Source organism: Labedaea rhizosphaerae (assembly GCF_004362825.1).
GTDB classification, from domain to species: domain Bacteria; phylum Actinomycetota; class Actinomycetes; order Mycobacteriales; family Pseudonocardiaceae; genus Labedaea; species Labedaea rhizosphaerae.
Map to the genome: position 1 here is coordinate 860,729 of NZ_SNXZ01000003.1, position 26,970 is coordinate 887,698.

General features: G+C 69.0%; 24 protein-coding genes and 1 tRNA gene. 14 read left to right on the plus strand and 11 right to left on the minus strand.

Annotated elements, in window-relative coordinates; translation table 11 throughout:
• The first annotated feature begins 22 nt into the window (after window positions 1–22).
• Complete coding sequence (locus EV186_RS21235; protein WP_424983175.1) at window positions 23–1,204, plus strand: glycoside hydrolase family 3 N-terminal domain-containing protein; 1,182 nt, start codon at window positions 23–25, stop codon at window positions 1,202–1,204.
• Between the two features lie 81 nt (window positions 1,205–1,285).
• Window positions 1,286–2,242, plus strand: coding sequence for a hypothetical protein (locus EV186_RS21240; RefSeq protein ID WP_133851042.1), 957 nt, complete (start codon window positions 1,286–1,288; stop codon window positions 2,240–2,242).
• Between the two features lie 267 nt (window positions 2,243–2,509).
• On the opposite strand, the gene EV186_RS21245 is transcribed toward EV186_RS21240, so the two are convergent.
• The 4 genes from EV186_RS21245 to EV186_RS21260 all read right to left on the minus strand — a co-directional run bounded on the left by EV186_RS21245 (window position 2,510) and on the right by EV186_RS21260 (window position 7,654).
• A complete protein-coding gene (locus EV186_RS21245; protein WP_133851043.1) occupies window positions 2,510–3,343 on the minus strand; it encodes an SMP-30/gluconolactonase/LRE family protein in 834 nt (277 codons plus the stop codon).
• Between the two features lie 55 nt (window positions 3,344–3,398).
• Complete coding sequence (locus tag EV186_RS21250) at window positions 3,399–4,076, minus strand: hypothetical protein (RefSeq protein ID WP_133851044.1); 678 nt, start codon at window positions 4,074–4,076, stop codon at window positions 3,399–3,401.
• Window positions 4,073–4,285: a hypothetical protein gene (locus EV186_RS21255; RefSeq protein ID WP_133851045.1), complete on the minus strand. Its 213-nt coding sequence runs from the start codon at window positions 4,283–4,285 to the stop codon at window positions 4,073–4,075. Before EV186_RS21255 ends, EV186_RS21250 begins: the two co-directional genes overlap by 4 nt.
• Before the next feature lie 63 nt (window positions 4,286–4,348).
• Complete coding sequence (locus EV186_RS21260) at window positions 4,349–7,654, minus strand: GH92 family glycosyl hydrolase (protein WP_133851046.1); 3,306 nt, start codon at window positions 7,652–7,654, stop codon at window positions 4,349–4,351.
• A gap of 259 nt (window positions 7,655–7,913) precedes the next feature.
• Between EV186_RS21260 and EV186_RS21265 the strand changes: the two genes are divergently transcribed.
• From EV186_RS21265 to EV186_RS21280, 4 genes are read left to right on the plus strand one after another with little or no spacing between them, the layout of a single operon-like run.
• Window positions 7,914–8,900: a LacI family DNA-binding transcriptional regulator gene (locus EV186_RS21265; protein WP_133851394.1), complete on the plus strand. Its 987-nt coding sequence runs from the start codon at window positions 7,914–7,916 to the stop codon at window positions 8,898–8,900.
• A gap of 17 nt (window positions 8,901–8,917) precedes the next feature.
• Window positions 8,918–9,676, plus strand: coding sequence for an ATP-binding cassette domain-containing protein (locus tag EV186_RS21270; protein ID WP_133851047.1), 759 nt, complete (start codon window positions 8,918–8,920; stop codon window positions 9,674–9,676).
• Window positions 9,673–10,704 (plus strand): ABC transporter permease, encoded by a 1,032-nt coding sequence (locus EV186_RS21275; RefSeq protein WP_133851048.1) that lies wholly within the window; start codon window positions 9,673–9,675, stop codon window positions 10,702–10,704. Before EV186_RS21270 ends, EV186_RS21275 begins: the two co-directional genes overlap by 4 nt.
• Window positions 10,705–10,715: 11 nt before the next feature.
• Complete coding sequence (locus tag EV186_RS21280) at window positions 10,716–11,708, plus strand: ABC transporter substrate-binding protein (protein ID WP_133851049.1); 993 nt, start codon at window positions 10,716–10,718, stop codon at window positions 11,706–11,708.
• A gap of 112 nt (window positions 11,709–11,820) precedes the next feature.
• Here EV186_RS21280 and EV186_RS21285 read toward each other — a convergent pair whose 3' ends face one another.
• Both EV186_RS21285 and EV186_RS21290 read right to left on the minus strand, forming a co-directional pair.
• Window positions 11,821–13,095, minus strand: a complete 1,275-nt coding sequence (locus tag EV186_RS21285) for a GGDEF domain-containing protein (protein WP_133851050.1) — start codon at window positions 13,093–13,095, stop codon at window positions 11,821–11,823.
• A 477-nt stretch (window positions 13,096–13,572) separates the two neighbouring features.
• On the minus strand, window positions 13,573–14,454 hold the full coding sequence (locus EV186_RS21290) for an SDR family NAD(P)-dependent oxidoreductase (RefSeq protein WP_424983178.1): 882 nt from the start codon (window positions 14,452–14,454) through the stop codon (window positions 13,573–13,575).
• Window positions 14,455–14,810: 356 nt separating this feature from the next.
• On the opposite strand from EV186_RS21290, the gene EV186_RS21295 reads away from it, so the two are divergent.
• From EV186_RS21295 to EV186_RS21305, 3 genes are all read left to right on the plus strand, one after another.
• Entirely contained in the window at window positions 14,811–17,006 is a 2,196-nt protein-coding gene (locus EV186_RS21295; RefSeq protein WP_133851052.1) for a phospholipase A2, read from the plus strand.
• Window positions 17,007–17,347: 341 nt separating this feature from the next.
• Window positions 17,348–18,775 carry an LCP family protein gene (locus tag EV186_RS21300; RefSeq protein WP_133851053.1) on the plus strand — a complete coding sequence of 476 codons (1,428 nt, stop codon included), beginning with the start codon at window positions 17,348–17,350 and terminating at the stop codon, window positions 18,773–18,775.
• Window positions 18,776–18,848: 73 nt separating this feature from the next.
• Window positions 18,849–19,316 (plus strand): helix-turn-helix domain-containing protein, encoded by a 468-nt coding sequence (locus EV186_RS21305; protein ID WP_133851054.1) that lies wholly within the window; start codon window positions 18,849–18,851, stop codon window positions 19,314–19,316.
• Here EV186_RS21305 and EV186_RS21310 read toward each other — a convergent pair.
• Window positions 19,313–20,785 carry a flavin-containing monooxygenase gene (locus tag EV186_RS21310; RefSeq protein WP_133851055.1) on the minus strand — a complete coding sequence of 491 codons (1,473 nt, stop codon included), beginning with the start codon at window positions 20,783–20,785 and terminating at the stop codon, window positions 19,313–19,315. The two genes, EV186_RS21305 and EV186_RS21310, sit on opposite strands and share 4 nt — an antisense overlap.
• A 46-nt stretch (window positions 20,786–20,831) precedes the next feature.
• Here EV186_RS21310 and EV186_RS21315 point away from each other — a divergent pair, with 46 nt between their 5' ends.
• Window positions 20,832–21,461 carry a TetR/AcrR family transcriptional regulator gene (locus EV186_RS21315; RefSeq protein WP_341815269.1) on the plus strand — a complete coding sequence of 210 codons (630 nt, stop codon included), beginning with the start codon at window positions 20,832–20,834 and terminating at the stop codon, window positions 21,459–21,461.
• A 78-nt stretch (window positions 21,462–21,539) separates the two neighbouring features.
• Window positions 21,540–21,902 (plus strand): hypothetical protein, encoded by a 363-nt coding sequence (locus EV186_RS21320; RefSeq protein ID WP_133851057.1) that lies wholly within the window; start codon window positions 21,540–21,542, stop codon window positions 21,900–21,902.
• On the opposite strand, the gene EV186_RS21325 is transcribed toward EV186_RS21320, so the two are convergent.
• Complete coding sequence (locus EV186_RS21325) at window positions 21,899–22,120, minus strand: DUF3618 domain-containing protein (RefSeq protein WP_133851058.1); 222 nt, start codon at window positions 22,118–22,120, stop codon at window positions 21,899–21,901. The genes EV186_RS21320 and EV186_RS21325 overlap by 4 nt on opposite strands.
• 98 nt (window positions 22,121–22,218) lie before the next feature.
• On the opposite strand from EV186_RS21325, the gene EV186_RS21330 reads away from it, so the two are divergent.
• Both EV186_RS21330 and EV186_RS21335 read left to right on the plus strand, forming a co-directional pair.
• Window positions 22,219–22,292: transfer RNA gene (locus EV186_RS21330), tRNA-Leu, on the plus strand.
• Window positions 22,293–22,377: 85 nt separating this feature from the next.
• Entirely contained in the window at window positions 22,378–23,637 is a 1,260-nt protein-coding gene (locus EV186_RS21335) for a tyrosine-type recombinase/integrase (protein ID WP_133851059.1), read from the plus strand.
• Here the strand turns inward: EV186_RS21335 and EV186_RS21340 are convergent.
• Entirely contained in the window at window positions 23,634–24,434 is an 801-nt protein-coding gene (locus EV186_RS21340) for a hypothetical protein (RefSeq protein WP_133851060.1), read from the minus strand. The two genes, EV186_RS21335 and EV186_RS21340, sit on opposite strands and share 4 nt — an antisense overlap.
• Before the next feature lie 201 nt (window positions 24,435–24,635).
• On the opposite strand from EV186_RS21340, the gene EV186_RS21345 reads away from it, so the two are divergent.
• Window positions 24,636–25,217, plus strand: a complete 582-nt coding sequence (locus tag EV186_RS21345) for an NUDIX hydrolase (protein ID WP_133851061.1) — start codon at window positions 24,636–24,638, stop codon at window positions 25,215–25,217.
• On the opposite strand, the gene EV186_RS21350 is transcribed toward EV186_RS21345, so the two are convergent.
• Together EV186_RS21350 and EV186_RS21355 are read right to left on the minus strand one after the other, a co-directional pair.
• A complete protein-coding gene (locus EV186_RS21350; RefSeq protein WP_133851062.1) occupies window positions 25,164–26,294 on the minus strand; it encodes an NsdA family TPR-like regulatory protein in 1,131 nt (376 codons plus the stop codon). The two genes, EV186_RS21345 and EV186_RS21350, sit on opposite strands and share 54 nt — an antisense overlap.
• Before the next feature lie 149 nt (window positions 26,295–26,443).
• The gene (locus EV186_RS21355; RefSeq protein WP_133851063.1) at window positions 26,444–26,815 is read right to left on the minus strand and encodes a helix-turn-helix domain-containing protein; all 372 of its coding nucleotides are present in this window, start codon (window positions 26,813–26,815) and stop codon (window positions 26,444–26,446) included.
• Window positions 26,816–26,970 lie beyond the last annotated feature (155 nt).

A 26,970-nucleotide genomic window follows, 5' to 3' on the forward strand; every position in this document is an offset into this window, starting at 1 on the left:
CCGCAGGAGGAGCACCAGCCGGCTGTTGGTGACGGTCGCGGCCGGTGCCGTGCTCGCGGGGCTGGTGGTCGGCTGGGCCGAACACGAGCAGCCGGACCGCACGGTCGAGGGATCGCCGCTGGCCGCCACGCCCTCGTCGCCGACGCAACCGACGACGCAGCCGCCGCAGTCCGTGCCGCCGCCGGTCAGCACGACGTCGCGCGGCGACACGCCGTCGTGCGACACGGTCCTGGCGAAGCTGCCGGAACGCACGCGCCTCGGGCAGTTGCTGGTGACCGGCGTTCCCGGTGGCAGCGCGGAGAAAGCGACCGAGTTGGTGCGCGATGCCCAGGTGGGCGCGCTGTTCGTGCACGACAACGCCATGGCCTTGTTGTCCCGCAACGCACTCGCGCCGGTGGTCAAGGCGGGGAAGGTCGCGCCGCTGATCGCCGTCGACGACGAAGGCGGTCGCGTGCAGACCATCGACCCGGTCGCGGGCGACCTGCCGAGCCCGCGGGCGATGGCCGCGAGCATGACGCCGCGACAGGTGACCGACGTCGCCGCCAAGCGTGGCCGGTACCTGCGGGCGGCCGGGGTGACCGTGGACTTCGCGCCCGACGCGGACGTGAGCGACGAGCCGGACGATGCCGTGATCGGCGACCGGTCGTTCAGCAACGACCCGGCCAAGGCACGCAAGTACACGGTGGCGTTCGCCAAAGGCCTCGCCGCGTCCGGGGTGTTGCCGGTGCTCAAGCACTTCCCGGGGCACGGCCACGGTTCCGGCGACTCGCACAAGGGCACGGTGACCACGCCCCCGCTGGCCCAGCTCGAGCGCGACGACCTGGTGCCCTACCAGAACATCGGTGACTACGGCCCGGTCGCGGTCATGCTCGGGCACCTCGACGTGCCGGGCCTGACCAACGGCACGCCCGCGAGCCTGTCCCCCGCCGCGTACAAGCTGTTGCGCGAGAAGTACGCCTTCGACGGGCTGGCCGTCACCGACGACCTCGGCGCCATGCGGGCCATCAGCGCGCAGTACGACCTGCCCGAAGCGGTGTTGACGGCGATCAAAGCGGGCGCTGACATGGCGTTGTGGTCCTCGGGTGAACGCGCGAGTGAGGTGCTCGACCGGCTGGTGCGGGCCCAGGATTCCGGTGAACTGGAGGCGAGTCGCGCACAGGATGCCGAAGCACACGTATTGGCCGCCAAGGGCCTTTGCCACTAGATCTGGTTCGGCTCCAGGCCGCAGGGCCGTTCGTGTATAGCTGGTTTCGCAAGTTGCATCGACGTGGTTAACTGCCCCGCCGTGGACCCCCGGATCGTGGAAGTGGCGCGCACCGTCGTGGTGGACCGCTGCTTCGACGACCTCGCCCTGGACACGGGCATCGAGGTGGTGCGGGAAACCGCGTTGAACGCGGGCATCGCGCTGCTGCGGGAGACCCGCACCGACTACGACCTGCGCGCCCAGCGGGTGACCGCCCTGGCCGACGCGGCGATCGGGCAGTCGCATGACATCGGCCGGCTCTACCACGCCGGCATGTCGCGAGAAGACGGCGCGGACGTCCACTTGTGGCTCGGCGCGACGATCGTGGCCGAGGCGTGGCAGATCCGCGGCATCGGCGGCACGGACGCCGACCGCCTGGGCCTGTTCCAGGACATCCTGCGCGATGCCCAGGAGCCGCTGCTCACCGCCGCCGACCTCGCCCCCGACGACCCGGTGCCGTGGGCGATCCTGCAGAACTACGCGATGGGCATGGGCCTGGACCGCGCGAACCTCGACTCGTTGTGGTCGCGCGTGGCCGACCGCTGCCCGACGTTGTTCTTCGGCAACGTGCGCCGCCTGCAGGCGTTGGCCGCCAAGTGGGGTGGCTCGCACGAGGAGATGTTCGCCTTCGCCCGCGCCGCTTCGGTGTCGGCGCCGGCCGGTGATCCGTTGAGCGCGATGTTGCCGCTCGCCCACGCCGAATACCTTGCGGCGTCGGGGATTTCGGCGCGCCGGCACTTCAATGCAAACGTGGTCGACGAACTCGTGGCCGCCGAGAGCCGGTGGCGTGCGGCCGCCCGGCCGCGGCCGGATTCGTTGTGGGCGCACAACATCTTCGGGTGGGCGATGCTGCGGGCCGGCGAGGACGTGCGCGCGGTGTGGCACCTGTCGCGGGTGAACCGGCGCCCGAGCTCGATCCCGTGGGCCTACGAGGACGACCCGGCCTTGGCCTTCGCCAGCGCCCTGGTCGCCCTGGGCATGACCGTCGCCCAACGCTGACCCCAGCGCGTGTCCCCCGCTCCCGCACGGTGTGTCCCACACTCCCGCACGGTGTGTCCCACACTCCCGCTGGGCGTGTCCCCCACTCCCGCTGGGCGTGTCCCCCACTCCCGCTGGGCGTGTCCCACATCCGCGTAGGGCGTGTCCCACATCGCCAACGTGGAACTCGCCGGGTCAGAACGTGGGACACACCAGGTCCGAACGGGGGACACGCCGGGTCCGAACGGGGGACACACCCAGCCCCAATGTGGGACACGCCCGGGTTTGTCAGGAATGGGTGGCGGCGGGAACGTCGACTTCCATGGTCAGGATCTCCCCGGTGCGCTCCGAGCCGGCCAACCGCTTCAGGTTGGCCATGCCGTCGGCGGCACGCCACTCGGCGGTCAAGACGAACAACGTCCGCCCCTCGGGTCCGCCGAGCGCCAGCGCGAACGGCGCCCGGTCGACACCGAGCGTCACGCGCTGCAGGACCTCCCCGCCATCGGCGACCCGGACGACCTCGTTCCCGCCCGTGGACACCCACACCGCACCCGAGGCGTCCAGGCAGATCCCGTCCGGTCCGAGCCCGTCGGCGAACACGCGCCGCCCGGACAGCGAACCGTCCGCGGCGATGTCGAACGCCGTGAGCCGCCCGGCGAACGACTCCGAGATGATCAACGTTCGGTTGTCCGGCGTGACGACCATGCCGTTCGGGAACTGGATGTCCCCCGCCACCTGGCGCACCTCACCAGCCGGGGTCAGCAGCTTGATGTAGCCCGGCTTCGGTTCCTCACCGCCGCGGAAGTCGAAGTCGGCGCCGTTCAGGTAGACGTTGCCGCGCCCGTCGACCACGATCTCATTGGCCCGCTGCGAAGCGTGCACGACCGCGGACCCGTCCGGCCGCAGGGAACGCACCTTGTCCCCCGTAACCAGAAGCGTCCCGTCGGGCAGCCAGTCGATCGAGTAGCCCATCAGGAACTCGCTCGGGCTGGGCAACGTCTCCACGTCGCCATCCATGTCGACGGCCACGACCTGCTGTTCGACCCAGTTGCAGAACCACAGCCGGCCGTCGTGCCAGCGCGGCGACTCCGGGATGCCGAGGCCCTTCAGCAACACGTCCATGAGGTTCTCCTTCGCGTAGGCGGTCACCACCTACACGAACGGGCCCCGCCGAAATCTACGAGAGCCGGGCCCGTTGTTCGGGACTCAGGTGCGCGAGCAGGTCGGCGAACTGCTCGTCGAGCCCGTCGGCCGCGGCGACCAGCGCGGCGGCCTGCTCGTCGGTCAGCATCGCGGCGATCTCGTCCAGCCGGTCCTTGGCGTCGAGCACGAACCAGACCTGCAGCATCGCCGCGCCGTCCAGCGCCGACATCGTCGCGCGCAGGGTCGCCGCCGGCAGGTGACCGACGAACTCGCCCATGGTCACCCAGTCCTCGCGCCGGGCCAGCTCCGCCGCCACCTCGACGATCTTGGCGGCCGGCACGCCGACCACGACGTCAGCGGTCCGCATCGGGTCCAGGTGCTGGGCCACGTCGGCGAGGAAGCTCGCGGGCAGCCGCCCGGCCAGCTCACCGGCCTTCTCCGGCGAGAGCGACTCCGTGGCGCGCGCGGCCAGCATCGGCGACAGCACCTTCTCCGCCACCTTCGCCGAGATCGCGGCCGGGATCGTCCGGGCGAGCAGGCCGACCCGGGCGAACGCCTCCCGGTCGGCGGCGAACAAGCGCTCGCCGACCTGCCCGCGCAACGCCCGCAAGTCCGCCGGCGCGGCAGCCTCCAGGCCGGACAGCCGGGCCGGCGGCACGCCCAGCAACCGCCCCAGCTTCATCAGTTCGGCGTGGGTTTCGGCCGCGGTCATCCCACGAGCACCTTGCGCACGATGCCGCGCACCGGGAATGGCACGTGCTTGAGCGTGGCCTCGAACGCCTCGCCCAACTGCTGGGCCTGGTTGCGCCGGGCCTCACGCACCAGCCCCGCCAGGTCGGCGAGGGTGTCCTCGGGCAGCGCGGCGATGCCCGCCGGGGGCTCGGCGCGCAGGGCGTCCCGCAACTGGTCCAGACCGTCCATGCGGCCACCCTAAGCCACGACCCGCCGCTCCTGGTGGGGAACGGCGGGTCGTGGCGGGACGGGTCAACCAGCGGTGATGGTGAACACGTGCAGCGTTCCGCCGTCCACACTGGACGGCAGGGTCACGCTGGCGACCTGCTTGGCCGGGTCGAGCGCGATCGGCTCGGTGGCGAACAGGTACGTGGTGATCTGCTGCGACGTACCGCTGACCGCGTTGCGGTACGGCAGTTGCGCCGCCACCCGGTTGTTGAACGCCACCGGCTCGGAGCCGGCGCCCAGCGTCCAGTCCGAGAAGCCGACGTCCGCGGTCTGCGTGCTGCCGTCGGTGTAGGTGATCGTCATCGTGCCGTGGGTGTCACCGTTGGCCGCCGACCCGAGCATGGCCAGCTTGGTCGCACCCTGCGGCGCCGCCAGCTTCACCGTCTGCCCCGATGCGATCGCGTTGTCCGGCTCGCCCGGCGGCACCGACGGCCAGACGTGGTTCAGCCCGTCCACTGTGACCGTCGCCCCCGGGGTGACGCCCTTGCTCGCCAGCGCGTCGGCCGAGAAGCTCCAGCCCACCTGGTCGAAGTTGGCGATGGCCTGGTCGGAGTCCGGCGAGATGCCCGCGTTGTTGTACGCGGCCCGCAGGCTTCCCGGTTCGGCGACGAGCACCTGCAACGCACCCGCGCTCAACGCCGTGCCACCTGGCCCGGTGTACGAGATCGGGATGCGGTACGTGCCCTCCGCGGTCCCGGCCGACACCGACACGGTCACCGGCACGGTTGCCTTGCCACCGGCGGGAACGACGACGTCGCCGCTGGCCGGGGCCACGGTGAACCCGCTCGGCGGGCTGGCGGTGAACGACACCGTCGCGCCCTTGCCCGAGTAGTCCTGCGCGCCGATGTTCGCCGTGGCGCTGCCGCCGGCCGGGATGACCAGCCGGCCCGGGTCGACGTAGCCGCGCTGGCCGACCTCACCGTCGCGGAAGGACGGCGGGGCGTCCTCGGGCTTGCTGCCCCAGCTCGGGTCCGGAGTGGACGAGAGCTGGAAGTCGACGGTGCCGCCGGTGTTCACGAACGACTCCGGCAGGTAGGTCGACGTCGTGGTCTGGCCGTTGACCTTGAGCCCGGTGACGTACGGCGAGTTCGTGTCCGCCCCCGCCCCGGTGATCGTGATCTTCGCCCCGGTCGGCCGGGTGATCACGACTTGGGAGAACAGCGGGCTGTTCAGCACCAGCTCGGCGCGGCCGGGGATCATCGGGTACATCCCCATCGCGGCCCACACGTACCACGACGACATCTGGCCGAGGTCGTCGTTGCCGACCAGGCCGCTCTCGGTCGGGTTGTAGAGCTCCTGCTCCACCCGCCGGGTCAGCGACTGCGCCTTGTACGGTGCGCCGGTGTAGTCGTAGAGCCACGGCGTCTGCATCGTCGGTTCGTTGCCCAGGAAGGCGTACGGCTCGTCGGTGCCCGCGTTGAGCTGGGTGAAGAAGTCGTCCAGCCGCGGGTTGACCGCGTCCTTGCCGCCCATCGCCGTGACCAGGCCCTCGACGTCGTAGGGCACCATCCACGTGTACTGGGCGCCGTTGCCCTCCACCCAGCCGTCCATGCTGGCCGGGTTGAACGGCGAGGTGAACGAGCCGTCGCTGTTGCGCGGCCGGAGGTAGGCCGTGCTCGGGTCGAACAGGTTCTGCCAGTTCTGCGCCCGCTTCATGAACGTCTGACCGGCCGCGGGGTCACCGGTGCGGTTGGCCAGCTGCGCGATGGCGAAGTCGGCCGAGGTGTACTCGAGCGTGGTCGCGCCCGCACCCCAGACGCCGTCCGCGCCCATCGGCACGTATCCGTCCTTCATGTACTCGACAAGACCCGGTCGTTCCTCGTAGCCCTGGGTCGGTTGCGTGGCACCACGTTCCATCAGCAGCAAGGCCTTCTTGGCGTCGAAGTCCTTGGCCCCGAAGGCATAGGCGTTGGCGACGATGATGTGGTACGGGTCGCCGTTCATGACGCCGGTGTAGCCGTTCGCCACCGTCCAGCGGTCCCAGGACCCGCCCTGCTCGGCGAAGTTCACCATCGACGTGGCGATGTCCGCGCCCGCGGCCGGGTCCAGCAGGTCGAGCAACTGCGACTGCGAGCGGTAGACGTCCCAGCCGGAGAAGTTCGTGTAGATGTTGTGGCCCTTGGCCGCGGTGTGGATCCGGCCGTCGAAGCCGGGGTAGCGACCGTCCACGTCGGAGAACACGTTCGGCTGCACGAGCGAGTGGTAGATCGCCGTGTAGAACGTCGTGCGCTCGGCGTCGGTGCCACCAGTGACCGCGATCTTGTTCAGCTGCGCGTTCCACGCGCCGCGCGCGGCCGCCGCGATGGTGTCGAACGACTTGGTGCCGCTTTCCTTGGCCAGGTTGGCCTTCGCACCGTCCAGCGACACGAACGAGACGCCGACCCGCATGGTCACGTCGGGCTTGGCGAACGTGACGTAGCCGCCGCTGCCCGGACCCGACACCGTGGTGTCCGCCGGTGTGGCGGCGGCGCGCGCCTGCGCCTTGGGCTTGCGCTGGCTCTGCGCCTGCAACGTCTTCGGTGCGTCCACAACGGACAGGTCGGCCTTCGGGTTCGCGCCGCCGCGGACCTCGTTGCGCCCGGGCGTGACCGCGCCGTTCTTCCAGGTGCCGATGGCGGCGAAGTCCTGGGAGAACGTGGCGTGGAAGTAGACCCGGTAGGTGTGGTCGGCCCCGCAGAAGCGGCCGCTGGTCACCCAGCCGTCGATGGAGTTCCTGCCGATGACGGTCTCGGCGTCGTCCGCGCCCGCGATCGACCCGGACGTGTTGACCAGCATCGTCGCGGTCTTGCCCGCGGGGAAGGAGAACTTGCCGATGCCGCTGCGTTGGGTGACCGAGAGGTCGGCGCCGGCGCCGGAGTCCAGGCGCACCGCGTAGTGCCCGGCGGTGACGGTCTCGTTCGCGTGGGAGAATTTCGAGACGTAGCGGTTCGGGTCGGTCGCCGGCGAGGTCGTGACGTCACCGGGGAACGGCATGAACGGCACGTCTTGGTAGGTCGAGCAGCCCGCGCCGGACAGGTGGGTGAGGCTGAACCCCTTGATCCGGTTGTCGTCGTAGAAGTAGCCGCCGTGCTGCAGCGTGACCGTGTCCGGGCTCCACTGCACCATGCCGAACGGCACGTCGGCGCCGGGGAAGGTGTTGCCCGCGCCGCCGCCGGTGCCCTGGTCCGGGCCGCCCGGCTTGGTGCCGACGTAGGGGTTCACCCACTTCGCCAGGTCGGTGTCGGCCTTCGCGGCCGGTGCGGCGAACGCGAGCTGTCCCGGGACCAGCGCGGCGAGCACCGCGAGCCCGAGCGCGGCCGCGCCCGCCTTCCGCAAGCTTCTGATGGTCATCCCGCATCGCCTCCAGTGCGGCATTGACAACCTTGTCGGCAGGGATTCACCGCATCGGACACACTGCTGAGACTTGGTCACCGAAGTCAAGCTTCCGCCCGTTTAGCCCGCCGAATCGAACCCGAAGGCACCAACATCGACAAGGGACCACCGATCGGACCGTTGACAAACCGAGCGCTGCCGTTGTGCAATCCGCCGCACGATGACAACGATGTCCAGCACCAGCGACGGGCCTCGGCCGCCCACACGCCGCGCGACGATGAGCGATGTCGCGCGGCTGGCCGGGGTCAGCATCAAGACCGTGTCGCGGGTGGTGAACAACGAGCCCAGCGTGCACACGGAGACCGCCGCGAAGGTGCTCGCCGCGATCGAGCGGCTGGGCTTCCGGCGCAACCTCGGCGCCCGCAACCTGCGCCGCGGCTCGTCCAGCGGGATCATCGGCCTCGTCCTCGAGGACGTGGCGAACCCCTTCTACTCCGGGCTCACCCGGGCCGTGGAGGAGATCGCGCGCGCCACCGGGCGGCACGTGCTGACCGGCTCGTCGGACGAGGACCAGGACCGCGAGCGCGAGCTGACCCTGGAGTTCTGCGCCCGCCGGGTCGATGGGCTGATCATGATCCCGGCCGGGGAGCGGCACGGCTACCTGGTGCCGGAGATGCAGGCGGGCACGCCGGTCGTGTTCGTGGACCGGCCGGCGGGTGACATCGTGGCCGACACCGTGCTGGTGGACAACATCGGCGGCGCGGCCGCCGCGGTCACCCACCTCGCGGCCCACGGCCACCGCAAGATCGGCTTCCTCGGCGACGCCGAGGAGATCTTCACCGCACGCGAGCGGTTGCGTGGTTTCCGCGAGGGCTGCGGGAACGCGGGCATCCCGTTCGACCCGCGGCTGGTCGCGATGGGCCCGCACACCCAGGAGGGCATCACCGCGATCGTGCGCGAGTTCGTCCTCGGACCGACCGGGGCGACCGCGCTGGTCAGCGGCAACAACCGGATCACGGTGAACGTGGTGCGCGCGATCGCCGGCCTGCCACGCCGTCCAGCCCTCGTCGGCTTCGACGACTTCGAACTCGCCGACCTGCTCGACCCGCCGGTCACCGTGGTCGCGCACGACGCGGACGCGTTGGGCAGCGCGGCCGCGAACCTGCTGATGGCCCGCCTCGACGGCGACACTTCGGCGCCCAAGCGGCAAACCCTGCCCGTGCGGTTGGTCCCGCGCGGCTCCGGGGAGACCCCGCCACCCTGAACCACGACAGGAGGCCAATGCCTGTTCTCGAAGCACATGAGCTCGTGAAGCACTACGGCTCGGTGGAGGCCTTGCGCGGCGCGGACTTCACCGTCAACGCGGGCGAAGTCGTCGCGCTCATCGGGGACAACGGCGCCGGGAAGTCCACTTTGGTCAAATGCCTGTCCGGTGTCGAGCAACCCGACAGTGGCCAGATCCTGTTCGAGGGTGCGCCGATCCGTCTCGAGTCGCCGGTCGCCGCTCGGCGCCTGGGCATCGAGACCGTCTACCAGGACCTCGCCGTGGCTCCGGAGCTCGATCCGGCCGCGAACCTGTTCCTGGGCCGGGAAGTTCGGCGGTCCGGGCTGCTCGGCAAGCTCGGGATGCTGGACAAGGCCGAGATGCGACGGCGTGCCACGGCGGAGTTCGCGCGGCTCGGCGTGACGCTGCAACGCATCGACGTGCCGATCGGCTCGCTTTCCGGCGGCCAGCGGCAAAGCGTCGCGGTCGCCCGGTCGGTGGTGTGGGCCAGCAAGGTCGTGTTCATGGACGAACCGACCGCGGCCCTCGGTGTGGTGCAACGCGAACGCGTGCTCGACGTGATCCGCCGGGTCCGCGACGAGGGCATGGCCGTGGTGCTGATCAGCCACAACATGCCCGAGGTGCTCGCGGTGGCCGACCGGGTCGAGGTGCTGCGCCTGGGCCGCCGGGTCGCCCGGTTCACCGCGGCCGAGGCGACGCTGGCGGACCTGGTCGGCGCGATGACCGGGGCGCTGACCCAGGAGGAGACGCGGTGACGGCGGAGGAAGAGGTGGTCAACGGCGGCGCGATCGAGAAGCCGACCCTCGGGGCGCGGCTGCTCGGGGCGAACACGTTCTGGATCGGGCTCGTGCTGATCGCGTTGTGCGTGGTGTTCGGCGTGCTGGAGCCCACGGCGTTCCTGACCTTGTTCACCGTGCAGACGCTGCTGATCGAGACCGCCGTGCTGCTCGTGCTCTCGGTCGGGATGACGTTCGTGATCATCACCGGCGGCATCGACCTGTCGGTCGGTTCGGTGCTGATCTTCTCCGGCATGGTGTCGGCCAAGGCCATGGAATGGGTGTCCGGCGGGTCTTCCACGAACGCGGGCTGGGGCGTGATCCTCTTCGGACTCGTCGTGGCCATCGTCGCCGGCACCGCGTGGGGCATCCTCAATGGACTGTTGATCGCGGCCGCGAAGATCCCGCCCCTGATCGTCACGCTGGGCACGCTCGGCGCGGCGCTGGGCGCGGCCAGCCTGCTGAACAACGGCTCGGACATCCGCACGCTGCCCAGCACCATGCGCACGACGATCGGCTACGGGACGTCGTTCGGGTACGTGCCGAACCTGGTGATCGTCGCCGTCGTGCTCACGTTGATCGGCGCGTGGCTGCTGCACACCACGGTGTTCGGCCGGCACACGTTCGCGGTCGGCTCGAACGCCGAGGCGGCGCGCCGGTCGGGCATCGGCGTGACCCGGCACCTGACGTCGATCTACACGCTCACCGGCGCGCTGGCCGGGGTCGCGGGCTTCATGTCGTTGGCGTACTTCGGATCCACGACCATCTCGGCGCACTCGACGGACAACCTCAACGCGATCGCGGCGGTCGTGATGGGCGGCACGAGCCTGTTCGGCGGCGTCGGGACGGTGCTCGGCACGGTGATCGGGGTCTTCATCCCGGCCGTGCTGAAGAAGGGCTTCAACATCATCCACGTGCAGGACTTCTGGCAGATGATCGCGGTCGGTGCCGTGCTGATCGCTGCGGTCTGGTTCGACCAGCAGCGTCGCCGCTCGCGCAACAGGTGAGGAGTGATCTGATGACCCATCGACCGATCCTGGCGGTCGCCGCCGCCGGCGCGGCCGTGGCCCTGCTCGCGGCGTGCGGCGGCGGGCAAGTCGGCCAGACCCCTGGCGGTTCTGCCGGTCCCGCGCCAGGCAACAAGAACCTCGTGCTGGTGCCGGGCGTGCAGAACGAGCCGTTCTACATCTCGATGCAGTGCGGTGCCCAGCAGGAGGCGGCGAAGCTCGGGTACAAACTGGACACGCAGGCACCGCAGAAGTTCGACGCGTCGCTGCAGACGCCGATCGTGAACGCCTTGGGGGCCAACAAACCCGCCGCCCTGCTGATCGCGCCGACCGACGACGTCGCCATGGCCACGCCGATGACGACGTTGAAGAACATGGGCGTGAAGATCATCGAGGTGGACACGGCGTTGCAGGACAAGTCGGTGGCCCAGTCGAGCATCTCGTCGAACAACGCCGAGGGCGGCAAGCTCGCAGCGGACACGCTGGCCGGATTGTTGAAGGGGCAGAAGGGTTCCGTGCTGGTGCTCGACACCATCGCCGGCACCTCCACGACGAACGCGCGGGCCAAGGGCTTCACCGACGAGCTGGCGAAGTACCCGAACCTGAAGTCGGTCGGCGTGCAGTTCACCCAGAACGAGCCCGACCAGGCCGCCTCGAAGGTGACGGCGGCGTTGTCGTCCACACCGGACCTGGTGGGCGTCTTCGCCACCAACCTGAACACCGGTGAAGGTGCGGCGACCGGCCTGCACAACGCCGGGAAGATCGGGAAGGTGAAGCTGGTCGGCTTCGACGCCAGCCCGTCGGAGGTGGACGGGTTGAAGTCCGGCGACTTCCAGGCGTTGATCGCCCAGGACCCGGCGGGAATCGGCAAGCAGGGCGTGGATCAGGCCGTGGCCGCGGTGGAGGGCAAACCGGTGCAGCGCACCATCGACGCACCGCTGGTCGCCATCACCAAGGACGACATGGACTCGAAGTCGCAGTACTTCTACAAGTCCTCCTGCTGAATGCCATGAATGTCGCATTCGGGGCGTTGGGCGTCCCGAATGCGACATTCAAGGCAGTGCAAACCAACAGCCCTCGAGGTCGGCAGACCAACCCAGCAACACGCCTGGAGGGTTAGGCGGTGGTGAAGTCTTCGGCGGCGCGGACCTGGTCGCGGCCGCCGTTCTTGGCCTCGTAGACGGCCGCGTCGGCGCGCTGGAGCAGGACCTCGAGGTCCGGCTCACCCATCCAGTCCTCGTAGCCGGCCACGCCGATCGACGCCGTGCGGTGGTCGATGATCACCGGCTGGCCGCGCTTGTCGGTCGCCGCCACGCTCATCGCGGAGATGCCCAGACGCACGCGCTCGGCCACCATCACCGCGTTGGTGATGTCGGTGTCCGGGAACAGCAGGACGAACTCCTCACCGCCGAAGCGGCCGATGACGTCGCCTTCGCGGACGTGGGTGCCCAGCACCTCGGCCACCGTGCGCAGCACGGCGTCCCCGGCGGGGTGGCCCCACGTGTCGTTCACGTGCTTGAAGAAGTCCAGGTCGAGGATCGCCACGGCGAGCTTGCCGCCCGCACCCTGGCGACGCACGCGGGCGATCTCGCGCCCGGCCTGCTCGTTCCAGCCGCGCGAGTTCAGCAGGTCCGTCTTCGGGTCGGTGCGGGCGTCGCCCCGCAGCCGTTCGATCTGGCGGATCGCCCAGTCGCCGGTGCACAGCAACGGCACCACCAGCAGCGGCGCGAGCCACGCCCACGACGCGGCCAGGGTCACCACGGCGGCGAGGCAGAGCATCAAGCCGAGCAGCAGGTTGTCCGACCGCGAGCCGATCATCATCGACAGCGTGGCCTTCGGCGCGGTCAGGCCGATCACACCGGCGATCACGATGGCGCCGATCAGGAAGTACGCGACAGCGCCGATCGCGGTGACCGCGACCGCCTGGTTCGACGACGCCGTGAGGTCCCACGACGGCGTGCCCAGCCCCACCACCAGCGACGTCACCAGGACGCTCAGCACGACCTCGGCGCTACCGAAGACGTAGCGGTATAGGGGGCGGCGGCGGATGGGGTACATCAGCACGCGCAACCAGAGCACGAGCAGTACGGCGTACAGCGGCGGCAGCAGGATCCCGGCGGGGAAGGTCCACACGACCGTGGTGTCCACGTGGGGACCGGCGCTGTTGTCGCGCCGGCTCTCCTCGGCTCGCCTCGAGAACCACACGTGCACCGCGGCACACGCCATCAGCAGACCGAGATCCCGCAGGTCAGCGAGCCCGGGCGTGCGCGCGATCGAGGCGAGCACGCCGGTGGCCAGGACGACCAGGGCCTCGATGGACAGCAGGTAGGCCAGCGCCGGCTTGGGCAGCGACCAGAGGCCCCACGTGCGAAATTGAAACTTCCTTTGCACAATTGAGCCCCCGGGGTGTTCACTGCCTCCCGGGTCGGTCACACTTGACGTGGCTTCGGATTCGTTTGGATCATGGGATGGCGCGAGGGACTCGGCCTCGCTCGCGCGGTCTTCTCGAGGAGGTGCGGTCGATGCGGAACCGCGACTGGTGAGCTCCACCTTCTCATCATCCTGCCGGCGCGCAGTGTCCGCCGGACCAGCTGCTACCTGGGGAGACGTGCGATGAACGAACCGCTTAGCGGTGACCATCGCACCCCCTCCCGCGGCGACAACGGACCCCGGCCCACGTCGCGCTCTACCCCTACATCGTCTCACATCTCGGATCCGTGACCCCCGGAGATACTGGTTTTTCACCAGGATCCGCCGATTGACCGGACACAGCCCAGGGTAGCGAATCGACTACCAATCGCAGCGGCCGAATGGCCTAAAATACAGTCTCATTCCATCCGAACGGCGGGGGCCATTCGGATGTTCGGCCTAAGCGCTGCGCACCGGGGAGAGCCACTTCCGCAGCAACGGGGGCTGCCGCTTCTCCAACCCGTAGGGCTCGAGGTGAGCCCGGAACACCTCGGTGAACGCGTGGGTGACGCCTTCGACGTCCCACGAGGACCGCTCGAGGATGGGTTCCTTGAAGTAGGGCTGCCCGACGATGTGCAGCTGGGGGCCGTTGCAGCGGACCAGCTGGCCGGTGATGCCGGCGGCGGCGTCCGAAAGCAGGAACAGCACCAGCGGCGCGATGAGCGACGGGGTGCGCTCCGGCGGGCAGTTGCGTGCGGCCCGCGCGGACGCCCGCACCATGCGCGTGTGGGCCAGCGGGCAGACGCCGTTGACCCGGATGCCGGCCTCCTCGAGGTCCAGCGCCCACGAATACGTCAGCGAGGCCACCGCACCCTTTGTCGCGGAGTACGTACCGAGTGAGCGCTGGCCCAGAGACGCTCCCGATGAGATGTTCACGATCGACCCACCGCCGGTGGCCCGCATCGCCTTGATGGCCGCGACGCCCGGGTAGATCACACCGAGCACGTTCACCTCGACCATCCTGCGGACCTGCTCGGGGTCCTCGTCCCACGGCAGCGCGTCGTTGTTCAGGCCCGCGTTGTTCACCAGCCCGTCGACCCGGCCGTACTCCTCGACGCACCCGTCGATCAATGCCTGCGCCTGCGCCGGGTCGGCCACGTCGTGCCCGCTGACCCGCGCGGCGCCGCCTTCCTCGCGGATCGCCACGGCGACCTGCTCGGCCATGTCCACGTCGATGTCGTTGACCACCACCGCCGCGCCCGCACGCCCGGCGTGGCGCGCATAGGCCTCGCCGAGTCCCCGGCCTGCCCCGGTCACCACGACCACTTTGCCGTCCAGCATGGGTTCCACCTGCCCTCCCCTTGAGACCTGCCCCGATGCCAAGTCTTGGGGAGCGGTGACCACCCCGGTGAGCACGCTCGGCGAGCGGCCGTGACAGTGCGCCGAACGCCAGCACGGGCGACTACCCCGTAGGTACCAAGCGGCTGTACCGCCACCCCGAATTTTGGGCCGAGCGCGAGCTGGCCCAGGCGGCGCCGGCGGTGATCGAGGCGGAACGCCGAAACGCGTGGGCTGTCAGCCGCACCCAAGGGGAACGAGACGCAGCTCAACCGCGGAAAACCCCGCCACCCGCGGCCGACAACGCCCGGCAACCGGGCTCGGAAAACCCGGGGAGGCGGGACTGTAGCCTGGCTGGGATGCGCGTTCCAGCCACGGTTCCGGGTCCGGCACGGCGGTCGCCCCGGCCGGACTGGGCCGGGCACGGCCCGCTGTCCCGGTTGCCCAGGCTGCTCTGGGCGTTCGTGGTGATCCTCGCGGTGCTGGCGTTCGGCGTGGTGGCCTCCAGGCCCGCGGCGCCCCCGGACGACCGGCAGCTCTCCCCCGACGTCGCGGCCGCGGCCCAGGCCATCGACGACCTGCTGCACCCCGGCGCACCCGGGCGCGACGCGGTCGCCGACCTGCCGCCCGACTTCACCGCGGTCAGCCACGTCGTGCCCGGGCACATGCTCGCCCCTGACGGCACGGTCCGGTCGGTGCACACCGACGGCGGCTGCTCGACGCCGTGGGGCGACGACAACACCAAGTGGAACTACGGCGTCAGCTGCAAGGCCCACGACCTCGGCTACGACCTGCTGCGCTACGCGGCGGCCAAGGGCGAGCCGCTCGCGCCGCAGATCCGCCGCGACCTGGACAACCGGCTGTCCTACGACATGCACCACATGTGCGACATCGACCCGCAGAACTCGGCGGGCACGTGCCGGGTGGTCGCGTCGATCTACTCGGCCGGTCTCGTCGTGAACTCCTGGCACCAGCGCTGGGGCCCGCCGCGCGGCGATCCGTTCGGGTCGTGGGCGCTGGGCCTGCTGGTGATCGGGCTGCTGCTGGCCGTGCGGGTGCCGGGGCTGGCCCAGCCGCGCTCGCGGCGCAAGCGCGGCACCGTCGAGCTGACCGCGCACCGGCACGACCCGGCCCCGGCCAGCCCGATGTCGGCGTTGCGGGTGGCGAGCCTGGGCGCGATCGTGCTCGGCGAATCGGTGCTCGCGCTGGTGCACTGGGGTCCGGGCGAGCCGTCCTGGGTGTGGCCGCTGACCTGGCTCTTCCAGCTCGCGCCGCTGTTCTTCTTCGCGGGCGGGCACGCGAACCTGCTGGCGTGGCGGGCGACCCGCGCACAAGGTGGCGGGTTCGGCGCGTACCTGGCCGGGCGGGTGTGCTGGCTGATCCGGCCGGTGCTCGCCTTCGTGACCGCGTGGCTGCTCGTGCCGCTCGCGCTCGAGCTCCTCGACGTCCCGTCGGCCGCGGTCAACGCGGTCGGGCGCCTGGTGATCCAGCCGTTGTGGCTGCTCGGGCTGTACCTGATCGCGGTGGCGCTCACGCCGTTGCTGGACGCCGTGCACCGGCGCCTGCCGCTGACGTTGACCGCCGTCGTCGTCATCGTGGCGGTCGTGGTCGGCACCATCGGACGCACCGCGGTGGCGGGCGAGGTGTCCGGCGTCGTGCTCGCCCTGCTGTTCCAGCAGCTGGCCATGCTCTACGCCGACGGGCGGCTGCGTGCCTTGCCGCGGTGGGCCGGAGCGGCCGTCGCGGTGCTCGCGCTCGGCGGGCTGATCGCGTTGACCACGGCCGGCGGTCACCCGAAGATGCTGATCGCCGAGCCGACCGAGAGCGCGGTGCTGGCGCCGTCGATCGCCGGGGTGATGCTGCTCGGGCTCGTGCAGCTCGGCATCGTCCTGACCTACCACGGCGGGGCGCCGAAGCCCGGGCCGCGGCTGGCCCGGATGCTCGGCGCCGTGCGGACCGCGCCGATGACCGCATACCTGCTGTACCTGTGCGCGGTGCTGGTGGTCGCGGGCGTGATCGGCGCGATCCGGGTGTCGGGTGGTCCCGCGATCGCCGCGGCCTGGCTGCTGCGCCCGCAGACGTGGTTCGCGGTGTTGCTGGTCCTGGTGCCGACGATCGTGGTGTTCCTGTGGTTCGAGCGGCACCGCCCGCTGACCATGCCGGTGCCGCGGCCGGGCTCGCTGACCGACGGCATCGCGGCCAGCCTCGGCGTCGGGTACGGCGCGCTGGGCGTGCTCGGGTTCGCCGTGACCAGCCTCACCGGCGTCGACCAGACCCCGGTGCTCTTCGGGCTGCCGCTGGACCCGATGACCAACCTCATCCACCTGCTCCTGGGTTGGTACCTGGTGCACACGGTGCGGATCGGCACCGGCTCGCGGCCGGGTCCGTGGCTGCTCACGGCCGTGGCCTGCTGGCCACCGATGATCGCCACGTCCGGCATCGCCGTGACGGCCGTGCACGGCGCCACCATGGCCGTCGCCCTGGTGTGTGCCCTGGTCACGCTCGTGCAAGCGGCCCGTGAGCCGCTCGCGTGGGGCGCCGAGGCGGCCGGGTGAACAAGGCGTCGAGCGGTATGTGCCACCCTGTGCACAACCCACGGCGCTGCCCGGGCGTCTGATCCTGTGTCGGGGGCATTGCATCAGTCGGGAGGAACAGCGTGGAGTACCGGCCGCCGCGGTCGAACGACCCCGCGGGCCGATACGGCAGGCCCGCACCGGGGCGTGACCGAGCAGGCTCGGCGGGACGACCCCAGGGGTACCGTCCCCCGCCGCCACGCGACCGCGGCTCCCACCCATCGCGCCCACCTGTCGCACGCCGGCCCGCCCCGCGTCGATCCGGGCCGCCGCCGCGCTCGTCGTCGGGGGCCAAGGGCGCGCTGATCGGCGGCCGCACGCTGATGGCGCTGATCTCCGTGGCCGTCCTCGCCGTCACCGGGTTCTACTGGACCCAGGTCTCCGACATCAACGACGGCGTGACCACGGTCGACATCGGCGAAGGCCCCACCGAGACCGGCAAGGACGGCGCGATCGACATCCTGCTGGTCGGCATCGACGCCCGCACCGACGCGCAGGGCAAGCCGCTCCCGCAGGACAAGCTCGCCATGCTGAACGCGGGCGTGAGCGACGGCCAGCTCAACACCGACACCCTGATCCTGATCCGCATCCCGAACGACGGCCGGGCGGCCACCGGCGTGTCGATCCCGCGCGACTCCTACGTCGACATCCCCGGATTCGGCCAGCACAAGATCAACTCGGCGTACGCGCGGGCGAAGATCGCGAAGGCCAACGAACTGCGCAGCAAGGGCGAGACCGGCTCGAAGCTCGAGGTCGACTCCAACGCCGCGGGCGCGGTGGAGCTGATCGACACCATCGAGCAGCTGACCGGCGCGGAGATCGAGCACTACGCCGAGGTGAACCTGCTCGGCTTCTACGACATCAGCAACGCGGTCGGCGGCATCGACGTCTGCCTGAACAAGGCCGTGAACGACCGCTACTCCGGCGCGCGCTTCGGCGCCGGCGCGCAGACCGTCCAGGGCGCGCGGGCGCTGGCCTTCGTCCGGCAGCGCCACGGGCTGCCCAACGGCGACCTCGACCGGGTCGTGCGCCAGCAGGTGTTCATGGCCGGCATGGCGCACAAGGTGTTGTCGAGCGGCACGCTGACCAGCCCCGGCAAGATCAAGGCGCTCAAGGAGGCCGTGCGCACCAACGTCGTGCTCAGCAGGGGCTGGGACGTGTTCAGCTTCGCCCAGCAGATGGCCGGGGTCACCGGCGGCAACCTGCAGTTCAAGACCATCCCGACCGTCCGGCCGGACCTGCCGACGCCCAGCGACGGCAGCGCGGTCGAGGTGGATCCGGAAGCGGTGCGCAGCTTCTACTCGGGGATCATCACGCCTGCGACGACCGGCTCCTCCTCGTCGTCGGCCTCGCCGTCGAGCAGCAGTTCCGGCGGCGACCCCGGGTCGGTGAGCGTGACCGTGCAGAACGCGTCGTCCACCCACGGCCTGGCCAAACAGATGGGCGACCAGCTGGCCCAGCAGGGCTTCAAGGTGCCGTCGACCGGCAACGCGCCGCAGCACCAGACCACGTCGGAGATCGACTACGCCCCCGGCGAGAAGACCAACGCGCAGGCGGTGTCGAAGGCGATGGGCGGCGACATCACCATCTACAAGTCCGACGACTCGCTGAGCCCCGGGCACGTGCGCGTCGTCCTCGGCGGGGACTTCCACCCCGGGCCGCCGCAGCAGTTGGGTCCGAGTGGTCTGCTGCGCCTTGCCCCACAAGCCGCTCCCAAGGTGGGTTCGAACGGAGCACCCTGCGTGAACTGATCGTCCGTCACCCGAACGGAGCAACCTTGCGCATACCCGCGTAATAAGTCGCCCGTTCGTCGCTCTCCCAGCCGTGCACATCGACGTGGTGAGCTACCAACGCGTTCTCGGCGACGAGATCCGGCGCCTGCGCAAGCAACGCGGCTGGACCCGCAAGGAGCTCAACGACCGCCTGCAGAGCGACATCTCGCTGCAGACGCTGGCGACCTACGAGCTGGGCACCCGGCAGATCTCGGTGATCCGGCTGGTCGAGCTGTGCCTCGCGCTCGGCGAGCAGCCCCACGAACTGCTCGCGCGCGTGCACGAACGCGTGTTCGCCGGCGAGGAAAGCGGCCGGCTGCGGGTCGACCTGCGTGCCGTCGTACGGGACACCCAGCCCGAACTGCTGCCGTTGCGCCGGTGGGCGCTGGGCCGGCTGAACGACCCGGACAGCTCGTCCGAGGTGAACCTGGACATCGCCGCCCTGGAGCGCATGGCCGAGCTCAGCGGGATCGAACTCGTCGACCTCATCGCCCGCCTGCGCAACCTCGGCGGCGCCTAAGCAGCGCGCGCGCTCAGCTCGTAGGCGGCCGGATCGACCTTGCGGGTCTGCAGCCAGTACCGCCAGGTGAACCCGGGCCAGATCGTCCGGTTCACGCCTTGGGAGTCCAGGTACCAGCTCGTGCAGCCACCCTGCGTCCAGACGCCCTTCTCCAGCTGGCCCAGGATCTCCGCGTTGAACCGCTGCTGGACGCCGGGCCGCACCTCGACCGCGTCGGCGCCGTGCTTGTCGGCAAGGCGCATCGCATCGGAGATGTAGCGGATCTGGGCCTCGATCATGAACACCACGGAGTTGTGCCCCAGGCCGGTGTTCGGGCCGAGCAGGAAGAACAGGTTCGGGAAGCCGTTGACCGCGATCCCGTAGTAGGTCGAGATGCCGTGGGACTGCCACTCCTTGGCCAGGTCGCGCCCGTCGCGCCCGGTGACGTTGAGGTAGTCGAAGGCGTCGGTCACGTGGAAGCCGGTGCCGTAGATGATCGCGTCGACCTCGTGCTCGACGCCGTTGCCGTCGACCACGCTGTGCTCGCGGACCTCGGTCAGCCCGTCGGTGTTGAGGTGGACGTTGTCCCGGTTGAACGTCGGGTAGTAGTCGTTGGAGATCAGCACGCGCTTGCAACCCATGACGTAGTCGGGGGTCAGCTTGCGCACCAGCTCGGGGTCCTTGACCGCGCGCTTGATGTTCGCCGCGGCCAGCTTGGAGGCGAACTTCAGGATGCCCTGGTGGCCGTTGAAGCCGACCGCGCGCACCTCGTTGATCCAGTACAGCAGCGCGCGGTAGGCGTTGAGCGCGGGCGGGACCGCGGCGAAGAGCCGCTTGGTCCAGTCGGGCATCGCGTGGTCGGGCTTGGGCATGACCCACGGCGGCGTGCGCTGGAAGAGCGTGAGCTCGGCGACCTGCGGCGCGATCCGCGGCACGAACTGGATCGCGCTCGCCCCGGTGCCGACCACGGCGACCTTCTTGCCGGTCAGGTCGAAGTCGTGGTTCCAGTTCGCCGAGTGGAACGTCGTGCCCTGGAACTTCTCGATGCCGGGGATCTCCGGGATCGACGGGATGTGCAGCGCCCCGATGCCGGCCACGAAGTACTGGCAGACGTACTCGCCCCGCGAGGTCTGGACGTACCAGCGGTGGGTGTCCTCGTCCCAGCGCGCGCCGCTGACCTCGACGCCGAAGTCGATGTGCTTGCGCAGGTCGTAGCGGTCGGCGACCTCGCGCATGTAGGCCCAGATCTCCGGCTGGGAGGCGTAGGACCGCGACCACTTGGGGTTCTGGTCGAAGGAGAAGGAGTACATGTGCGACTGGATGTCGCAGGCGCAACCCGGGTAGGTGTTGTCGCGCCAGGTGCCCCCGACGTCGTCCGCCTTCTCCAGGACCACGAAGTCGTCGCGGCCGTCGCGCTTGAGCTGGATGGCCATGCCGAGCCCGGAGAAACCGGTGCCGACCACCACGGTGTGGAACTCGCGCTTGCTCATGGCCTGTACCTTACTACGAGTAGGTTACTTGCGGTAGAGTTTGGTGGTGACCTCAGCGGAACCCCGTCGCAAGCGCATGCCACGAGCAGAGCGTGAGCGGCAGATGCTCGCCGTGGCCGAGGAGATCTTCGCCGCGCGCGGCTACCTGAACACGTCGGTGGACGACATCGCCGAGCGCGTCGGCGTGTCCAAACCGATGATCTACGAGTACTTCGGGTCCAAGGAGGGCCTGCTGCTCGCGACGTTGCGCCAGGCGCGGGGCGAGCTGTTCGAGGCGTCCTCGCGGGCCGTGGTGGGCGCGGCGACCGCCGAGGAGGCGTTGCGCCGGGCGATGACGGCGTTCTTCCGGTTCGTGGACGAGCACCGCAGGTCGTGGGAGCTGCTGCGCAACGAGACAGCGCTGGCCGGCACCGGCGCGATGGCCGAGGTCGAGGCCATCCGGAACGAGCAGAGCCAGCTGAACGCGACGCTGATCTCGGCTTTCACGCCGGAGGTGCCGCAGCGGCAGTTGGAGGTGCTCGCGGAGACGCTCGTGGGGGCGTGCGAGCGGGTGGCGTTGTGGCACGTGCAGCGCGAGGACAGCACGCCGGAGGCCACCGCGGAGTACCTGATGAATGTGATCTGGGCCGGGATGGCGGGACTGGCTGACTCATACGGCGTGCGGGATCCGAAGTGAGCGGGTTAGCTGCGTCATGAAGCGGTTGCAGGGGCGTCGCTTCAAGTGAGTGCGTGACCACCGAGGGGCAGGAGCACCATGGACCCCATCCAGGCCGAATACGAACGCGACGGCGATGATTGGACGATCAAGGTCAGCACCGGCGAGAAGTCGCTGACCGGGCAGGCGCCGGGCCTGATCGCGGCGCGGGACCGGGCGGACCAGCTGGTTGAGAAGCTGGTGCCAGGCGTCGAACACCCCACAGTGGTGCACCTGCTCAATGGTGACGCCCTGGAATTCACGACGGCGTACCTGAACGCCCGCCTGGCCCCGGCCGAGAAGGTCCCGGCGCAGGCGACGTCTCCGGAGAAGCCTTCGCCCAAGCCGGTCCCGTCGCCGCCGAAGAAGAAGGAGAAGGAGGCGGACCAGGCCAAGGAGGCCCAGCCCGCCCCGCCGGCCTAGCGGAACAGCTTGCGAACCACCAGAACCCCGACGAGTACGCCCACGCCGATCAGCGCGTACTTGACCTTGGGGTCATCGAACTTCGAGCGCACCCCCGCCTTGGCGTTCTCGACGAGGCGCTGCGGGCTCGCTTTGGTGCCGAGCTGGTCCAGCGTGACGGCGAGCGCGTCCCGCGCTTGCTCGATCTCGCGCTGGATGGTGTCTGGGTCCCGGGCCACCTGTCGTCCTCCTCGAACTGTCGCAGGTGGCCAACGGTAGATCACACGGTCGAGGGCCGCCGCGCAGGCCACGCCGGGATCGCTAGGGTGGGAGGTGCGGGGCTGTAGCCCAATTGGCAGAGGCACTGGATTTAGGTTCCAGCCAGTGGGGGTTCGACTCCCCTCGGCCCCACCGCAACTGACCAGCTCATATATCAACTCTTGCATGGGTAACTTTGACCCTTGGGCATGAGTTTGGGCATGAGTATCATGGAGTCATGGCTTCGTCACGCTCTGCTAGTCGCCCGAAGGGCAACATCGAAGAGCGCGCTGGCTCCTTGCGCGTCCGCGTCTTCGCCGGCAACGACCCGGTGACCAACCGGCAGGTCTACCTACGCGCGACCATCCCCGGCACGTCTGACGCGTCCTGGCGCAAGGCCGAGAACAAGCTGACGGAGTTCCGCGCCCAAGTCATCAAGCAGCGCACCGTGGCCTCAACGGTCCCGTTCGCACACGCCGTCGACGAGTGGATGAAGACCAGCGAAGTAGTCGACAGCACCCGCGACGGCTACGTGAACTACATCGAGCGCTACATCCGTCCCGCGCTCGGCAAGGTGGCGGTCCGCAAGATCGACGCTCGCACGCTCGAAGGCTTCTACGCCGAGCTGCGCCGCTGCCGAAAGCGCTGCGACCGCAAGCCCTTCATCGAGCACAAGACGGAAGAGGAACACGACTGCGCCAAAGCAGGCTGCAAGGAACACGTCTGCAAGCCGCTGGCGAAGTCGACCGTCCGCCAAATCCACTCCATCATCAGCGGCACTCTGTCGGCTGCGGTCCGCTGGGACTGGATCGACTCAAACCCAGCTCAAATCGCCCGGCGTCCGCGCCCCAAGCCACCGGAGCCTGACCCGCCGACCCCGGCCGAGGCCGCCAAACTCGCCGAAGCCGCGTTCAAGCTCGACGAAGACTGGGGCGTGTTGGTCTGGCTCGTCATGACCACCGGCATTCGCCGCGGCGAGCTGTGCGCCCTGCGCTTCTCGCGAATCGACTTCGACGAAGGCGTGATCGACCTCCGCAAGAACTGGGTCAACGGCAAGGAGAAGGACACCAAGACCCACCAGAGCCGCCGCATCGCCCTCGACACGGAAACCCTCGTCCTCCTCAAGGAACAACGCGAGCGGGTCAAGGCACGTCGCGCCAAAGCCGAACTCGACTTCTCCGACGACCTGTTCGTCTTCAGCAGCACTCAGGCGCCCGACCACTCCAAGCCCTACCCGCCGAACGCCATCACCCAGCGATACAAGGACATGGCCGCCCGCGAAGGCGTGAAGACCCACTTCCACGCCCTACGCCACTACTCAGCCACCGAACTCCTATCCGCAGGCGTAGACCTCCGCACCGTCGCGGGCCGCCTAGGTCATGGTGGCGGCGGCGCAACGACCCTCCGCGTCTATGCGGCCTGGGTAGCAGCATCAGATCGCAAGGCCGCAGAGATCCTCGCCTCGCGAATGCCCAAACGGAATAAGACCTTCGACTAAACGCGCAGGTTCGCGGATGACAGCGAGATTCCCCACGTCACGATTGCAAGCACGCCAAACTGAACTAACGTGACAAACTCCGGCTCCAACGAGTCTTCACCGGTAAAGATCATGGTTGCAGAGGTTCCGGCAACGCAAGTCATTGACGTAACGATGGTGCTGATCGACAAGATCAATATCATCTTTTGGCGGACCTTACGCCGGATGAGAGCCTTCCGGGCACGCCACGTGGCCGCAGCCCCCACGGCGAACGTCACTATCACCAGCGCATATGCAACAAAGTCGACAGTGTGAAACCCGGCCGCGCGACCATACCTATGAACCTCTTGGTCGGCGGCGCCACCATATAAAAGAAAGATGACCAATGGGGAAATCCCAAACACAATACTCGACCGTATCACCGACGTCGTGATCCGCAAGACCTTCTTTGAGCCACGGTCAGGCGTCGTGGCACGCAGCAAAACCAATATTGAATAGAAGAGCATGTTTCCCGCTACGCAAAACCCCACACCTGCAACCGTCTCAAGCGAAGCACCCCTAGCGTTGTGTTCACCTTCCCCTGCAACGATAGCGTAGTCCAAACTGGTGGCAATAAGTCCAATAAATGAGGCTATCAGCGGGGCAAAACTAAAGACTACCACTTTGCCGCTTGCGGACTTGGGAGGCGTAGTAACCAGCGCTATAATCCCAACAAAAGCAAAGCCAGCTAGTACTCCCGCCAACTGCGAGTAGAGTCCCGCGATTGTTCCGTAGTCTTGAACCGCGTCAGATGGCCCCGACTGACCTAGGTAGATCATCAAGCCTCCGCGGAACATGAGGATCGGCGGGCTGGGAGAATCAATCTTGATGTCGACCGGAGATGGCCGCCGTTACTGATATTGTCCACGCTCAACTCGATTGGACGAATCCAACGAAGGCAAGTAGCAAAACTGTCATGTTTTTGACCACGTAGACCCCTGCTGAGCGGAGGCACGCCCATACGGCCGTAGGCTGCCGTCGTGGCTGAGGAACACGGAGCGTGGAAGACGTACGGCGAGCGGCTGATCTACGACAACCAGTGGGTCAAGCTCGGCCTAGCCGACGTACAGGCCCCCAACGGCGAACGCTGGGACTACCACGTAGTCCACCTGGCCAAGATCGCCATCGGCCTGGTCGTGGACAACAGAGACCGCGTCCTCATGCTCTGGCGCTACCGCTTCCCCACCGACCAGTGGGGCTACGAACTCCTCGGTGGCCTCGTCGAGGAGGGCGAACACCCCGCCGACACCGCCCGCCGCGAGGTCGAGGAGGAGACCGGCTACCGCCCAGTCGGCGAGCCCGAGCACCTCGTCAGCTTCGAGCCACTCCCCGGCCAGGTCACGGCGGACACCGATGTCTACCTCTGGCGGCAAGCCGAGAAGGTCGGCGAGCCCACCGACACGGAAGAGGTCGGTCGCCTGGAGTGGGTGCCGCTCAGTCGCATCATGGAGTTCGTCCAGCGCAAGCAGATCCTCGGCGCCGGCGCCCTTGTCCCCCTGCTGCTCTACCTAGCGACGCGCGGAACGACCGGTGGGCAGGACGACCCCATTGAGCCTGCGTAGCTGCCGGTCCGACTTGATCTGCGACGCCAACCGCTTGGCCTGCCGTGCATAGGCCAACGTGGCGTCGCGATCCCCCGTCGCGGCATAGGCGTTCGCGAGATCGACCAGCAGCGACGTTCGCGCCCGCATGAACTCCTGCGGCAACCGCGGGAGCGCATCGCCGAGCTGGTCGATCGCGTCGGACTCGCCGAGCTTGCTCAGCGCATGCCCACGCCAGCGGTCGAGGTGCCCCGGCCCGAGGAACAAGAACGGCAGCGCCGGGTCCACGGGATCGTTCGGCAGCAGCGCGTCAGCCTCGTCGAAGGCCCGCAACGCCTCGGCACGGCGGCCAACCGCGGCAAGACCCTCGCCATGTGCTGCGGCGAGCCACGCCCGCAGCAGCCGAGGCGCCGAAGCCCCAGCCGTCCGCGCCTCCCCGAGCTGCCCGACCGCCGCCTCCATCTCACCGATGTCGATCAGGATGAACGCCTGCTGTGCGGTGGCATGCGCCAGCAGTACCGATGATCCGGCCTCGCGCGCCCCAGCCTTGGCCTTCTCGTGGTGATCCCACGCCTGCCGAATCGCGTTGCGGTCCAACGCCTCCCACCCGGCCAACGCGGACGCCTCGGTCAGAACGCCGGCCAGCGCCTGGCGCTGCCCGCGCGTGGTGCTGTAGTCGAGCAGCCGCTCGATCTGCGCGATCTGACTCCGCAGCTCGTCGAGCACGGCAATGCCGCCGAACTTGCGGTCGACATGCCGCGCGTTCTCGACCTGCTGTCGGAACAGCTCGACGGTCCCGTCATCGACTGGGCGCGCGATGGTGAGCCGCGACCGTAGTTCCTCGACCTCGCTGTCGTCCAGCTCGGCAGGGAAGCCCAGCTCCTCGTTCGTGAGCCCGTAGACGTCCCGGAACAACCGCTGGTAAGTCGGACTGACCGCCGTCCGGCCGTTCTCCCAGCTCGACAACTTCGTCTTCAGACTGCTCGCAGTCATCACCGGAATACCCAGCATCTCCGCACGCCGGAGCATCATTTCGATGACCGCACTCGCGGAGTAGGCGCGCTGGCGACGCACCTCTTGCAGCCTGGTCGCAGGCATCGAACCATCCCCCTGGATATCCGCTGTGACCTGCGGAGTTAATTCGAGTTATCTCCTACCGGGTTAACCGCAGCCAGCTGTTTAACGGCACGAATCCGCCGTTTCCTTGAGGCATGAATGAACGCCGAAACGCCGCCACCGGGAAGCCTCTACTTCCCTCGGTTGGACCGCTCGATCGCCGCGGTCAGCTCGTCGAGACGCTTGGTGATCTCGCGCAAGTGGTCCTCGATGGCCGCCAGCCGCGCGGGCACGCCGTCGCCGCCGTAATCGATTGGATCATCCGGGGCCGGCGGGTTGTGTCCGAGCAGCACGGCGGCCAGATGACGCGGGTGCCAGCCGAGCGCGACGGACAGCGCTTCAAGGGTCCGGCCGCTGCGTCGACGCTGGACGGTGTTGCCGCGGAGCTCGCGCACGATGGACAGCGCGATGTTCGACCGCTCGGCCAGCTCGCGCTGGTTCAGCCCGAGCTCGGTCAAGCGCTCGTTGATCGCCTTCGCGACCGCCGCCCAATCCTCCGACACGTATTCCTCCGCGGTCCGCCTGAACATCGACTTTAACGGGACCACCCCATTTCGCGGGTGCGGGTTCGCCCGCGATTAGGCCAGACGTGTCTTCACTAGTGCCGATATCGGCACTTCATTAATACTTTGTCACCACTTACCTCAAGGAATCTTCC

Excerpts from the sequence above, each read along its gene's own strand:
- EV186_RS21245 (WP_133851043.1), bottom strand. The coding sequence starts at position 3,343 with ATGGACGTGTTGCTGAAGGGCCTCGGCATCCCGGAGTCGCCGCGCTGG.
- EV186_RS21250 (WP_133851044.1), bottom strand. The coding sequence starts at position 4,076 with ATGACCGCGGCCGAAACCCACGCCGAACTGATGAAGCTGGGGCGGTTG.
- EV186_RS21255 (WP_133851045.1), bottom strand. The coding sequence starts at position 4,285 with ATGGACGGTCTGGACCAGTTGCGGGACGCCCTGCGCGCCGAGCCCCCG.
- EV186_RS21260 (WP_133851046.1), bottom strand. The coding sequence starts at position 7,654 with ATGACCATCAGAAGCTTGCGGAAGGCGGGCGCGGCCGCGCTCGGGCTC.
- EV186_RS21265 (WP_133851394.1), top strand. The coding sequence starts at position 7,914 with ATGAGCGATGTCGCGCGGCTGGCCGGGGTCAGCATCAAGACCGTGTCG.
- EV186_RS21270 (WP_133851047.1), top strand. The coding sequence starts at position 8,918 with ATGCCTGTTCTCGAAGCACATGAGCTCGTGAAGCACTACGGCTCGGTG.
- EV186_RS21280 (WP_133851049.1), top strand. The coding sequence starts at position 10,716 with ATGACCCATCGACCGATCCTGGCGGTCGCCGCCGCCGGCGCGGCCGTG.
- EV186_RS21290 (WP_424983178.1), bottom strand. The coding sequence starts at position 14,454 with ATGCTGGACGGCAAAGTGGTCGTGGTGACCGGGGCAGGCCGGGGACTC.
- EV186_RS21295 (WP_133851052.1), top strand. The coding sequence starts at position 14,811 with ATGCGCGTTCCAGCCACGGTTCCGGGTCCGGCACGGCGGTCGCCCCGG.
- EV186_RS21300 (WP_133851053.1), top strand. The coding sequence starts at position 17,348 with ATGGCGCTGATCTCCGTGGCCGTCCTCGCCGTCACCGGGTTCTACTGG.
- EV186_RS21310 (WP_133851055.1), bottom strand. The coding sequence starts at position 20,785 with ATGAGCAAGCGCGAGTTCCACACCGTGGTGGTCGGCACCGGTTTCTCC.
- EV186_RS21320 (WP_133851057.1), top strand. The coding sequence starts at position 21,540 with ATGGACCCCATCCAGGCCGAATACGAACGCGACGGCGATGATTGGACG.
- EV186_RS21335 (WP_133851059.1), top strand. The coding sequence starts at position 22,378 with ATGGCTTCGTCACGCTCTGCTAGTCGCCCGAAGGGCAACATCGAAGAG.
- EV186_RS21340 (WP_133851060.1), bottom strand. The coding sequence starts at position 24,434 with ATGATCTACCTAGGTCAGTCGGGGCCATCTGACGCGGTTCAAGACTAC.
- EV186_RS21350 (WP_133851062.1), bottom strand. The coding sequence starts at position 26,294 with ATGCCTGCGACCAGGCTGCAAGAGGTGCGTCGCCAGCGCGCCTACTCC.